This is a genomic window from Bombilactobacillus sp. ESL1197 (assembly GCF_058107145.1).
In genome coordinates, this window is record NZ_JBYLTY010000001.1 from 677124 (window position 1) to 690075 (window position 12952).

General features: G+C 39.2%; 14 protein-coding genes and 1 other RNA gene. 14 read left to right on the forward strand and 1 reads right to left on the reverse strand.

Annotated features, from left to right (window positions below; translation table 11 throughout):
• Positions 1-610 precede the first annotated feature (610 nt).
• The 12 genes from AC3B6B_RS02915 to AC3B6B_RS02970 all read left to right on the forward strand — a co-directional run bounded on the left by AC3B6B_RS02915 (position 611) and on the right by AC3B6B_RS02970 (position 9020).
• A complete protein-coding gene (locus AC3B6B_RS02915) occupies positions 611-1219 on the forward strand; it encodes a class I SAM-dependent methyltransferase (RefSeq protein WP_489757202.1) in 609 nt (202 codons plus the stop codon).
• Positions 1194-1688 carry a nucleoside deaminase gene (locus tag AC3B6B_RS02920; protein ID WP_489757203.1) on the forward strand — a complete coding sequence of 165 codons (495 nt, stop codon included), beginning with the start codon at positions 1194-1196 and terminating at the stop codon, positions 1686-1688. Before AC3B6B_RS02915 ends, AC3B6B_RS02920 begins: the two co-directional genes overlap by 26 nt.
• A 107-nt stretch (positions 1689-1795) precedes the next feature.
• An RNA gene (gene ffs / locus AC3B6B_RS02925) (signal recognition particle sRNA small type) lies at positions 1796-1883 on the forward strand.
• Positions 1884-2035: 152 nt separating this feature from the next.
• The gene (gene dnaX / locus AC3B6B_RS02930; RefSeq protein WP_489757204.1) at positions 2036-3745 is read left to right on the forward strand and encodes a DNA polymerase III subunit gamma/tau; all 1710 of its coding nucleotides are present in this window, start codon (positions 2036-2038) and stop codon (positions 3743-3745) included.
• A 17-nt stretch (positions 3746-3762) separates the two neighbouring features.
• Positions 3763-4362 (forward strand): recombination mediator RecR, encoded by a 600-nt coding sequence (gene recR, locus AC3B6B_RS02935; protein ID WP_489757205.1) that lies wholly within the window; start codon positions 3763-3765, stop codon positions 4360-4362.
• A 69-nt stretch (positions 4363-4431) separates the two neighbouring features.
• On the forward strand, positions 4432-5070 hold the full coding sequence (gene tmk, locus AC3B6B_RS02940) for a dTMP kinase (RefSeq protein ID WP_489757206.1): 639 nt from the start codon (positions 4432-4434) through the stop codon (positions 5068-5070).
• Positions 5071-5072: 2 nt separating this feature from the next.
• Positions 5073-5399 (forward strand): cyclic-di-AMP receptor, encoded by a 327-nt coding sequence (locus tag AC3B6B_RS02945; RefSeq protein WP_489757207.1) that lies wholly within the window; start codon positions 5073-5075, stop codon positions 5397-5399.
• Positions 5399-6337: a hypothetical protein gene (locus AC3B6B_RS02950; protein WP_489757208.1), complete on the forward strand. Its 939-nt coding sequence runs from the start codon at positions 5399-5401 to the stop codon at positions 6335-6337. The genes AC3B6B_RS02945 and AC3B6B_RS02950 overlap by 1 nt, the downstream gene beginning before the upstream one ends.
• 2 nt (positions 6338-6339) lie before the next feature.
• Entirely contained in the window at positions 6340-6669 is a 330-nt protein-coding gene (locus AC3B6B_RS02955) for a DNA replication initiation control protein YabA (RefSeq protein WP_489757209.1), read from the forward strand.
• A gap of 1 nt (position 6670) precedes the next feature.
• Positions 6671-7552, forward strand: coding sequence for a 16S rRNA (cytidine(1402)-2'-O)-methyltransferase (gene rsmI, locus AC3B6B_RS02960; RefSeq protein WP_489757210.1), 882 nt, complete (start codon positions 6671-6673; stop codon positions 7550-7552).
• A complete protein-coding gene (locus tag AC3B6B_RS02965) occupies positions 7549-8301 on the forward strand; it encodes an acyl-[acyl-carrier-protein] thioesterase (protein ID WP_489757211.1) in 753 nt (250 codons plus the stop codon). The genes rsmI and AC3B6B_RS02965 overlap by 4 nt, the downstream gene beginning before the upstream one ends.
• Positions 8298-9020: an alpha/beta hydrolase gene (locus tag AC3B6B_RS02970; protein WP_489757212.1), complete on the forward strand. Its 723-nt coding sequence runs from the start codon at positions 8298-8300 to the stop codon at positions 9018-9020. Before AC3B6B_RS02965 ends, AC3B6B_RS02970 begins: the two co-directional genes overlap by 4 nt.
• 122 nt (positions 9021-9142) lie before the next feature.
• Here the strand turns inward: AC3B6B_RS02970 and AC3B6B_RS02975 are convergent, their stop codons facing one another.
• A complete protein-coding gene (locus AC3B6B_RS02975) occupies positions 9143-9793 on the reverse strand; it encodes an HD domain-containing protein (protein ID WP_489757213.1) in 651 nt (216 codons plus the stop codon).
• Positions 9794-10142: 349 nt separating this feature from the next.
• On the opposite strand from AC3B6B_RS02975, the gene AC3B6B_RS02980 reads away from it, so the two are divergent.
• A complete protein-coding gene (locus AC3B6B_RS02980; RefSeq protein ID WP_489757214.1) occupies positions 10143-11369 on the forward strand; it encodes a NupC/NupG family nucleoside CNT transporter in 1227 nt (408 codons plus the stop codon).
• Between the two features lie 347 nt (positions 11370-11716).
• A complete protein-coding gene (locus AC3B6B_RS02985; RefSeq protein WP_489757706.1) occupies positions 11717-12880 on the forward strand; it encodes a hypothetical protein in 1164 nt (387 codons plus the stop codon).
• The last annotated feature ends 72 nt before the right edge of the window (positions 12881-12952 follow it).

Here is a 12952-nt window from a genome sequence, read left to right on the forward strand (position 1 = left end):
AGGCTGATTATGAAATTCCCACGAGTGTGGTTGATTTTGATTGACATATAGATAGCTTGGCTCCTGAGGATCATTAATCTAAATATTATTTATAAATTAATTATAATAACCATAACTATTAGTTAATGACCCGTCAACGGCGCATTTTATAGTAAAAAATATTATGAATTTGACAAATAGTATTTTGTAGAAGCAAAACTTAACCCAAAAACTTTTTGGGATAAATAATAGGTAAAATTTTGTTAATGCTATTAAAAGCACATGTAGAATTGATTGATCGTAATTAATTTAGGCTCAGAATGCTGATTCTGATAGTTAGTTGCGTTAAGCTGTTCAAGAGTGAGCAAGGTCATTCAACGACGATGATTAAGAGGTAGTTGCTTGTTTTTTAGTTCTTAATTTTAGTTCTGGCTGATAAATTTTTTTAAAATTTAGTAGATTGGAATAATTAAGAACAATTTTGCGGTTATTTTCCAGCAGTAACAAAATTAAAAAGTCATAGTTGGAGTTGAAAAAGTTGCCTCAATTTTGGGCAAAATTAATTTCAAATTTCCCTAGTAGCGAATTTTAGTTATACTAAATATGTAATGATTAACAGGAGGTCAATGATTTGGCGGAACAATATTTTACCAATCAGCCCACATCAGCGCATGATTATCAAGAATTTAAGTTTCAATTACGCCAGCAAACACTGCAATTTCAAACGGATAGCGGAGTTTTTTCCAAGCAAACGATTGATTATGGCACGCGCGCGTTACTCGCGGCCATTAATTTGCAAGATTTGCCAACGGGGGATTTATTAGATTTGGGATGTGGCTATGGCCCGATTGGGCTCACGTTAGCTCAGGAAACAGGTCGGTTGGTGGACTTAGTCGACTTAAATGAACGAGCACTGGATTTGGCGCGCAAGAATGCACAGCTCAATGCCATTAATAATGTGCGAATTTTCGCTTCGGATAGTTATCGCCAAGTGAGCAAAACTGATTATGCAGCCATCTATACGAATCCGCCGTTTCGTGCCGGCAAACAGGTGGTTAGTACAATGATTACTCAGGCCAGTGAACATTTGCAAAATCAAGGCCAGTTCTGGTTTGTTGGCCAAAAAAAGCAAGGAGCCAAGACTTACCAAAAATTAATGCAACAAACATTTGGTAATGCCACGATTATTCAACGAGATAAAGGATATTATATTATTGAAAGTCTTAAGACCCACGATTGAGGAATTATATACACCAACGCAATTAACAGCTTATATGCAACAGGCCATTGCCGCAGCCAATCAAGCGCGCCAATTAGCGGAAGTGCCCATTGGTGCTGTGATTGTCGATGAAGTTCAACACCAAGTGCTGGCGACGGGCTTTAATCAACGCGAAGTTAAGCAAGATGCTTTGGCTCATGCCGAATTACTGGCAATTGATGCCGCTTGTCAGAAAAGACAAAGCTGGCGCTTAGAACAGTGCTCGTTATTTGTGACATTAGAGCCGTGTGCGATGTGCGCTGGCGCAATTATTAATAGTCGCATTAATAATGTGATTTTTGGTGCTTGGGATCCTAAGGCGGGTTCGGTTGGCTCGTTAGTGAACTTATTTGAGCAACCGTATAATCACCGTCCTCATTATCAAGGTGGGGTTTTGCAGCCGGAATGTGCGCAGTTATTAACGAATTTTTTTCGCGAAATCCGTAAGTGATCCATAGGAAACCAAGTTAAAGCCGGTATAAAAATGTCTGTAAAAATTTAGATACTAATTTTACTTGTCAATTATTGCAAAGTAAGCTATAATTATTTTTGCCGTAAGGCCAGAGGCAATGATTGGCTTATGAATCGTGTCAGGTTCGAGAGAAAGCAGCACTAAGTAAGTGCGGTCATGTGCCTTTTGATATGATTATTAACGCTCTTAGCTGTTTAGCTAAGGGTTTTTTTATTATAATGAAATATGACCAGTATTGAATCAATGTGAGAATTAATAGAAGTTTGACGTAATATTAAATTAGCAATTCTAAAAGTAAGCAACATAATTAATTGGGGAGGTATTCAATGGTTTATCAGGCGTTATATCGGCAGTGGCGTCCACAAAAGTTTAGCGATGTTGTTGGTCAAGAAGTGATTACTACAACACTAAAGAATGCCGTTAGTGAACAACAAGTTAGTCATGCGTATTTGTTTACAGGACCGCGGGGTACTGGCAAAACTTCGTGTGCCAAAATCTTGGCGAAAGCGGTCAATTGTCCGCATCAAGATAATGGTGAGCCCTGCAATCAGTGTGAAATTTGTCAAGCCATTACTAATGGCAGCTTGAATGATGTTTTAGAGATTGATGCGGCTTCCAACAATGGTGTGGAGCAAATTCGTGATATTCGCGATAAAGTTAAGTATGCCCCAACGCAGGCGGAATATAAGGTTTATATTATTGATGAAGTACACATGTTATCGACAGGCGCTTTTAATGCTTTGTTAAAAACTTTAGAAGAACCGCCAGCCAAAGTGATTTTTATTCTGGCAACTACCGAACCACAAAAAGTGCCTGCAACCATTATTTCGCGGACACAGCGGTTTGATTTTCGCCGGATTGGTGCCAGGGATTTGTTGGCGCGCATGAAATTAATTTTGCAAGAGAAGCAAGTGCCATATGACGAGCAAGGATTAGACTTAATTGCTCAAGCAGCTGAAGGTGGGATGCGGGATGCTTTAAGTATTTTGGATCAAGCCTTATCGCTGGGGCAAGGACAATTGCAGTTAGAGAATGCGCTAGAAGTCACGGGGGCTTTAGATAATCAACAATTAGAAACCTATTTTAAGGCTTTGGCTGCCACCGACGTCGCCCAAGCTTTGACTAGCCTGCACGAAATTATGGCTAGTGGACGTTCCGCCAAGCGCTTGACGGACGCTTTAATGTCAACAGCCCGGGATTTATTATTGGCTAAAACGGATGTTGATTTATTATCGGACTTAGATTGCTCACTGGTGTCGGAACAGTTATTAACCTTAAAGGATCAATTTACCACCGATCAATTGTATCAGTTGATTGAGTTAGTTTCTCAAACACAACAGGAGTTACGCGCAGCTGATCGACCGTCGATTTATTTGGAAGTCTTGACTATTAAATTAATTGAACAATTACAACAACCGAAAACTCCGGCCCCAGGCGCTGAACTTCCCCAATTACAGCAGTTACAAGCACAAGTGCAAAGTTTACAAACACAAGTGCAACAATTACAACAAGTAAAGCCAACAACTGAGCCGTCAGCGACTACCGCGCAAAACAGTAAAGTTCAAACTAGGCCCCAAACAGCCAAGCCCAAAGCATCAGTTCATGTTGATCAAGCTAAAATTAATCAAATTTTACAATCAGCCACACGCCAAGCTTTAACTCAAGTCCAAGATATTTGGCCAGATTTAATGAGTATGTTAAATGTGACCCAAAAAGCCGTGATGAAAGTTTCCAAACCCGTGGCCGCCAGTGCCGAAGGAGTGGTTGTTTCGTTTGATTATGCGCTTTGGTTTGAGCGCGTGATGAGTAATCAAGAAATGTTAGCGTTATTGAAAGATAATTTGGATAAGTTGTTGAAAAATGATGCCGATGTGGTCTTAGTAGCGGCAGAAGATTGGCCCCAAATTCGGCAAGATTTTTTAAAGGGGCATGATGTCCGTGCTACTCATGCGGAAAAAAAATCAGAAACTGTCGATTTAGTCAAAAAAGCCCAAGACTTATTTGGCGATGATTTAGTGGAAGTTGATCATGATTAAGAAAGGAAGTTGTGAACGTGCAATATCCTCGTCCAGTGACGAAATTAATTGATTCATATATGAAATTACCAGGAATTGGTGAGAAAACGGCGACGCGGTTGGCCTTTTTTACAATTGGAATGGATCAAGAAGATGTCAGTGAATTTGCGCAAAGTTTGACGGCTGTCAAAACCGAGCTACACTATTGTCAAATCTGTGGCAACATTACTGATGTAGAACCTTGTGAAATTTGTAGTAGTACTAGTCGGGATCACAGCCAGTTATTAGTCGTTGAACAACCCAAAGATATTATGGCGATGGAGAATATGCAAAGTTATAATGGACTATATCAAGTCTTGGGTGGCGTCTTGTCGCCAGTTAATGGTGTAGGTCCTGAAGATTTACAAATCAAACATTTATTAGAGCGTTTAAAGCAAAATCAGCAATTTCAAGAAGTGATTGTCGCAACTAATGCCACACCAGAAGGTGAAGCCACTGCGATGTATTTAGCTAAATTGATTAAACCGGCGGGCATTAAGGTAACCCGCTTGGCGCACGGCTTAGCTGTCGGCGCCGATATTGAATATGCTGATCAAATGACGTTGCGGCGGGCAGTCGAAGGTCGACAACAACTTTAAGAAAAAACTTCTCGTTCACGGACTTCTTTTGTACAATAAAACTATAAACTAAGAAAGTAGGTAATTGCTGTGCCGAAAATTTTTATTTCCTTAGAAGGACCAGATGGTTCTGGTAAATCAACTGCGGCTCAGCAACTCGCAAAGCAATTGCCCCAGTTGTTGCACCAGCCAGTGCTTTTGACACGCGAGCCAGGCGGTAGTAGTATTTCTGAAAAGATTCGCCAATTGATTTTAGATGTTGATAACACACAAATGGATGCGCGTACGGAAGCTTTATTATATGCTGCGCAAAGGCGCCAACACTTAGTGGATGTTATTGAACCTGCTTTAGCTCAAGGTCAGATAGTTTTGAGTGATCGTTATGTAGATAGTTCGATTGCTTATCAGGGTGCTGGACGACAGTTAGGTACGGACGAAATTTGGCAGATTAATCAGTTTGCCACGCAAAACGTGATGCCCCAGCTGACTTTATACTTTGATGTGGCGCCCGAAGTCGGTTTAGCACGGATTAAACGCCAGCGAGCGACGGCAACTGATCGCTTGGAGCAAGAGACGTTGGCTTTTCATCAACGGGTGCACCAAGCGTATTTAAAATTATGGCAACAAAATCCGCAACGGATTAAAAAAATTGATGCGACTCAAACACCAGCCGCAGTAGTAGCAGCTTGTCTCCAAGAAATCACCACGGTTTTCACAAAAGAGGGCTAATTATGAAACTAGTAATTGTAATCGTTCAAGATAAAGACCATGCTAAATTAAGTAAGGCACTGAATCAGGCTCAAATTCAGTCAACGCGTTTATCAACGACCGGAAATTTTTTGCGCAATGGTAATTCAACATTTTTAATTGGAATTGCGGATGAACGGGTGGACGAATTGTTAACTTTAATTCATGATAATTCTAAAACACGCCAAGAATACGTTTCTACAGCCATTGCGACGAATATGCTCGGTGAAATTCCGGAACAACCAGTAGAAGTGACTGTTGGGGGCGCTACGGTCTTTATTTTACCGATAGAAAAGCTGGTTCATTTTTAATGACTGCACCGATTATTCAAGAACAACCAGCCTTAACGAAACAATTAGCCCAACAGGTTGATCAGCAACATATTTCTCATGCTTATTTAATAGCGGGCAATAATTTTTTGCAGGCGCAAGCTTTAAGTGTTTGGTTTGTGCAAGCCATTTATTGCTTAGATACTGCAGCCGGTTTTCCCTGCTTACAGTGTGATCATTGTCGCCGGATTGCACACTGGGATTTTCCAGATGTTTTGCGTTTATCGACCACTAAAGCAAGTTTAGGCGTCGATGAAATCCGCGGAGCTAAGCAGCAATTAGAGCAAAGTGCGGTTGAAAGTACGCGCCGCTTGTTACTGATTGAACAGGCACAAAAACTAACGGCGGCAGCGGCTAACAGCTTATTGAAATTTTTAGAAGATCCCAGTGGTCGAGTGACAACGATCTTGGTAACTGATAGTGCAACGACCATGTTGCCGACAATTTTGTCACGGGTTCAAGTTTTTAATCTGCAGGAACATGAAGATTTGACTTTGGCACAGACTTTACAAGCACGTTCTTTTAGTCAACCAGATCAAAAAATGATTACGGCTTTTCATTTAGAAAGCTTAATCACGGATGATTTGACTGGCGAACAATTTGCGAAATTAAAGCAAACTAGTCAAACTTGGGTCCAATTGTTAGAAACCAAGCCGTGGCAAGCTTTTGTGAATGTGGCGGCAAAAGTGGTGCCGTTAATTGAAAATCATTCCCAACAAGCGCTATTTTGGGGCTTGATTGAAGCTATGTTAACCAAACAGTTACAAGCTAGTGTGGCCGATGCGCCCCGCTTGCAAAGGATTACGCATTTGACTGTGCAGCTGTTACATTCGCAAAAGTTATGGCATGCTAATGTTAGTTTTGAAAATTGTTTGGAACTTTTAGCTTTACAAGCAACAACGCCCATTAAAGGAAGTTGATTATGAAACAAACAGATTATTATGCAAAGTTTGCAGAACTACAACAAGTGGCTCAGGATTTAACTACTGCCTTGGCAACCATGAAAGATGATGTTTCACGCGTTTTAGAGGAAAATGCAGAGCTGAAAATTGAAAATGAACATTTACGTAATCGTCTGGCAGAGATGGATCCCAAAAAAGAACCTGAATTACCACATGCGCGGCGGACTTTAGAAAAACTTTATGAAGAAGGTTTTCATGTTTGTACCGTTATGTATGGTGCCCACCGTGAGAACAATGAAGAATGCGCTTTTTGTTTAGACGTAATTTATGGTGATCGGGGGCCAAAATAAAATGATTCAAGAAGTAGCTAGTTTTCAAGCGGCAGCTACGGGTTGCTTATATTTGGTACCCACACCGATTGGTAATTTACAAGATATGAGTGAACGAGCGATTCAAACACTCAAGGACGTAGATTTGATTGCCGCAGAAGATACCAGAAATACACAAAAATTGCTCAATCATTTTCAAATTACGACACCTCAAATTAGTTTTCACGAACATAATACCCAGCAACGTTTGCCCGAGCTCATAGCTAAATTACAAGCAGGCTTCAAGATTGCGCAGGTTAGTGATGCCGGAATGCCGTCAATTAGTGATCCTGGTAAAGAACTGGTCGCAGCTTGTATTAAAGCTCAAATTCCAGTGGTTCCCTTGCCTGGTCCCAACGCCGCTTTAACAGCACTCATTGCTTCGGGATTATTACCGCAACCATTTTATTTTTATGGCTTTTTACCGCGGAAAGCGTCCCAAATGCAAGCGGAGTTAGCTAAATTAGCGCAACTGTCCGCGACTTTTATTTTGTATGAATCACCGTATCGGGTAGTCAAGACCGTGGCGGCCTTGATTGCGACGTTAGGCAAACAACGCCAAGTCGTGTTAGCGCGGGAATTAACGAAGATTCACGAAGCCTTTTTACGTGGCAGTTTAGCACAAGTACAGGACTATTTCACAACCCATCAGCCGCGTGGTGAGTATGTTATCATTGTTGCTGGGAGAACTGTAGAGCCAGTTAGTCATGAAGCATTATCTAGTGAGCAAGTGCGCACCTTAGTGCAACAACAAATTGATACAGGTTTAAAGCCCAATGCCGCTATTAAGCAAGTAGCTCACCAACAGCAGTTATCACGTCAACAAGTTTATAACAGTTATCACAGATTGGAGCCGAAAGTATGAATTCACAAATCTTTGCGGAACAAATCAAGGTTCCGTTCTACGATATTAATTCCACTGGTGAAATGAATTTATCCAGTTTATTTAATGAAATTTTATTAGTATCTGAGCATCAATTACATCAAGTTCAGATTGATTCCCAACAAATGGTGCAGCAAGGTTTAGGCTGGGTGGTCACTAAGTATCACCTAGAAATTGCCCATTTACCGCAACTGAATGAACAAATCAAAATTACCACGCAAGCCAACAGTTATAATAAGTTCTTTTGTTATCGGACTTTTACTGTGCAAAATATGGCTGGTGAACAGTTAGTTAAATTAACCAGTAATTGGGTGATGTTAGATATTCAAACACGTAAGATGTTAGCGATTGACCCCCAAATTATGGAGCGCTTGGCTTGTCCTTACTCCAATGAAATTTGGCGGTTTCCGCGGATAGATTTAATTGAATATGTTAATGAACCCGTTACTTACCGGACACGTTTTGCGGATATTGATGTTAATGGTCATGTGAATAATTCGATTTATTTAGACTGGATGATGGATGCATTAGGGCGTGAGTTTTTATTAAAATATCGTTTGCGACAATTTGATATTAAATATGAACGTGAAGTTCCTTATGGGGAAATGGTACAGAGCTTTGTCCAACAAGAGCAATTAACAACCCACCATTTGATTAAAACAGCAATTGGTGTCAATGCACAGGCGCAAGCTGTCTGGCAAAAACGCTCAAGAGATGAGGTTGATCAATGAAGCAAGAGCATGCGCAGTTGCGGGGGCACAATTTAGGATTAGGTTTGGCGCTCGTGGTTATTTTTATTTTGCTGGCAGTCTTATCATGGCGTTCGACTCAACCGCACAGTGTCAATCAAGCCCAAAGTATTCCTACACTTTATGTGCAAGAAGCTAAGAAGTCTAAAAGATCGTTAATGAAATACGCTAACAAGCATAATCAGGCGCAGACCGTATTAAGGGCGGTGGTTTCACCGCAAGGTAAAGTTACCTGGCATGGTAATTGGCAAACGAAGGTGCACCATCCTTTGATTAAAGTTACGATGCAAAAAGCTACTACTTTGAGCTATCAACAAATGGGACATAATCTGAAGACAGTATTGTCCCAATTACAACAACAATACCGCATTAAAAAATATAATGTAGTTGCTCAAGACGCAGGCAACACAGTAACGTTAGCTTACCAGGTACAAGCAGCTAAACAAACAACTTTGCCACAATTACAACGGCAAGTTAATATCACTACTGCCAAAATTCCAGCTCAAGATTTAGATTATTTTTGGCACCAGCGGCATCACCTGAAAAGTAACGTGCGGGTCTTAAATATTCAACAGCAAACTACTGATTTAACGGCACATTCGCTCGAAACAATTTTGAAACCACGAGTACAACAGTATCAAGAATTAACGGCTTCAAAGCCAGCAGTGATCGGATCAAAGATTGGTCAGTTCTTGTGGTAAATAGTTTTCAAAAATTTTAGAGCAGTTTTTTTCCAGACAATATCTATAAGAGTTTGCTGCAAACTCAATAAAGAAGCTGAGACAAGAAGAAGGGTATTTTCTTTTTATCTCAGCTTTTTTTGCTATTTTTGCCCAGACCATTCAGCAAAAAATTCAGTTAAAAAATTTTGTAAGATTTGTGTTCGTTGTTGGGCAATGGCTTGTCCGGCAGCGGTATGCATTAAATCTTTTAAGTGCAATAATTTTTCATAAAAATGATTAATGGTCGTCGTCGGATGTTGACGATAAGTTTGTTGGCTGGTGAGCTGAATAGGTTGAATATTTGGCTCGTAAATGGCCTGTTCGTGACTACCACCATAGGCAAAAGCCCGGGCAATTCCAATTGCCCCTAAAGCATCCAAGCGATCTGCGTCTTGTACATAATATCCCCAGGCGGGCAATTTTTGGTGGTGTGCGAGGTTGTGAGCGAAAGATAAATTATTAATTGTTTGCAGAATTTCTTGTTGCTGCAAATGATCAAAACCGGCTGTGATTAGTAATGTTTGCACTGTTTGTTGTTGTTGCTGCAGATTTTTGACCAGTTTTTCGTCAGTTGTTTCGTGTAAGAAACTGGCCGTCGTGAGCAAATCTTTGGTCGTAGAGTCTAACTGGTGATCAGTCTGATAGAGTGTAATTGCTAAATTAGCAACACGTTGTAAATGCCAGTAGTCGTGACCACTAACATCGTTTTTTAAATTATTTTTAGCAAATCGCTTAATCTGGGTTAATTGCATGCAGACCTCCATATATTATTCCAATTGATACGGCAAAAATTCACATCCATTATAGCATGACAATTTATTAGTTATAGGAAATGGCTTTAATTTTTTATATCAAAAGTTATTGTTGAAAAATTTTTTTATGGCGAATTTTTGAGCTAATCCAAGATTTTTCTCATTTAAGTGAAGTCAGATCAGAATGAGAAAACAGTAGCGGCATGATTAAAAAATAAATAGTTTAAATTTGATATTTTGGCTAAATTAGTAAAATCTAATGTATAAATTGTAGTAAAGTTCCGTTGCCACCGTCGAAAAAAAATGTAATGATATATTTAGACTGATAATATAGGAGAGTGAAGGAGCGATGTACTTAATTGTTAATGCAATTGGTTTACTGGTCTTTATTGGAGTAGCTTTTTTGTTTTCGAAAAACAAAAAGGCAATTAATTGGCGGTCAGTAATTATCATGGTAATCATCAATTTAGTGATTGCCTGGTTCTTAACTAGTTTTGCCATTGGGCGGGACATTGTTTCCGGAGCTGCGGAAGGTTTTAATCAACTTGTTCAAGTAGCTTATACCGGAATTGCGTTCGCGTTGCCAAGCATGGTGCATGTCAAAAACATGGACTTTGTGATTAGTGTTTTGATGCCAATTTTGTTGATTGTTCCACTGTTTGATATTTTGACTTATATTGGTTTTCTACCGTGGGTCATTAAATGGATTGGCAAAGGTTTAGCTAAAGTTACTGGTCAACCCCGCTTTGAATCATTCTTTTCTGTAGAAATGATGTTTTTAGGTAATACTGAAGCCTTAGCAGTCTCAGGTCTTCAGTTACGGCAAATGAGTAAGGAACGTAATTTAACCATTGCGATGATGTCGATGAGTTGTGTGACGGCTTCGATTATTGGTGCTTATACCAAAATGGTGCCCGGACAATACGTGTTGACCGCGATTCCTGTGAATATCATTAATGCCATTATTGTTACTAGTGTTTTAAACCCGGTAACAGTTACTCCGAGTGAGGATACAATTGCCACTGTTGGTGGTCAAGCTAATGACGCTGACCAAGAAGCTGGTAGCAATGAAAAAGAACCGTTTTTCTCATTCTTAGGTGATTCGATTTTAGCCGCTGGTAAATTAGTGTTAATTATTACGGCTAATGTTGTGGCCTTTGTGGCCTTAGCAGCTTTGATTGATAAATTGTTAGGAATTATCAATCCGTGGTTAAGTTTGGAACACTTGTTGGGAATTGTCATGTTCCCGTTTGCTTGGTTGATGGGGCTCAATGTCCACGATGCTTTTCAATTTGCCCAATACATGGGAACTAAGTTAGTGACGAACGAATTTGTGGTCATGGGTAAAGTTACGAAAACAATTCATGATTTGGCGCCACATTATCAAGCCATCTTAACCGTCTTTTTAACTTCCTTTGCTAACTTTTCAACGATTGGCATGATTATTGGGGCGTTTAAAGATTTGATTGATCGTGAGAAAAACAATTATATCGCTAAAAATATTAGTTATTTGTTACTGTCTGGAATTTTAGTTTCACTTTTGTCGGCAGCAACAGTTGGATTATTCGTTTGGTAAAATAATAAGTTTGGTTCTAAGAATACTTTTAAAAAAAATACTCCGCAATTAGACGGGTATTTTTTTATTTTGGTTCAAATTTAAGAAATGAGGAGAATATTTTGATGGAAACTTTTTAGTCTTCAGAGAATTAAATGGCTTAAGAAAAAGAATAACCGTTAAAATTTTTTAGAGGAAAGATGATTTTTTGAAGATTTTAGTTTGAATAATTATTAAAAAATGATTTGGAAAAGTTTGCGATTTATCCTACTTAGTTGTCAGAAAATAAAAAAGCGTTGACAAATATTATTAAATAATATTAAATTAAACTAATTTTTTATTGAAAGAAGAGGGTGAGTCAAGTGCTAATGATTATTGGATCATTTTTGGCAGTAATGTGTTGTATGTTTGTGGGGGAGTGGGTTTCAACTAAGACTCATGCTTACTTGCCCTCAATTTTTGTTACGGCTATTTTATTTTTAATTGGCTATTGGACGTTTTTTCCAAAAAATTTAGCAGCTAATGCGTCATATACGAATACGGCGGTTAATATGTTTATGTCCTTCATCTTAGTCCATTTGGGAACGATGATGAGTTTAAAGAAGTTGTTACAACAATGGAAAGCGGTTTTGATTGCAATTAGTGGGGTGTTAGGAACTTTATTATTAACGTTAACGATTGGAACGTTATTGTTTAACTGGCATACTGTGATAGCGGCGATCCCTCCATTAACTGGTGGAATTGTGGCCGCGTTATTGATGACCGAAGGTCTCAAGCAAAAAGGAATTATTGCCTTATCAGCGTTACCGATTGCGATGATGGTAATGCATTCTTTGGTCGGTTATCCTTTGACTTCATTGGTTTTAAAACAAGAAGGTCACCGACTGTTAAAAACTTTCTCGTCGAAACCTGAAACTGATAATGCAACTAACGAAAAGCGTGCCGAGAAGGTGCAACGTTTGCGACTACCAAAATCTTATCAAACATCGGCTTTTTTATTAGCTAAAGTGGCACTGGTGGCTTTGTTAGGTAATGGGTTGTCACAATTGATGCACGGAAGTATTAATTCCAGTATCTGGTGCTTGGTTTTAGGTGTTATCTTTCATCAAATTGGCTTTTTAGAAGATGAAATTTTAAATCAAGCGGGCGTCTATAATTGGTTAATGTACGGAATTTTGGCTTACGGATTTTCACAATTGAGTTTAATTAAACCACAGGAAGTGTTGGGCTTAATTGTGCAGATTTTTACGTTAATTGTTTTAGGTTTATTGGGAATGTTTATTATCTCGTTTATTTTGTCCAAACCTTTAAAAATGTCGTGGCAAATGGCCTTTGCTTGTTCACTAACTGCTTTATTCGGCTTTCCAATGGATTACATCTTGACCAACGAAGTAGTGGATAGTTTAACGCAGGATCCGCAACAGCATGAATACTTGTTAGATCAAATGTTACCCAAGATGTTGGTGGGGGGCTTTGCGACAGTTTCGTTGGCCTCAGTGGTGATTGCGACGATCTTTTTGAAGTTATTATAAACAGTAGTGCAAGCTTGCAACTTGACTAATGGTTTAGATTAATTATAATTGGACTAGACCATTATTTAGAGG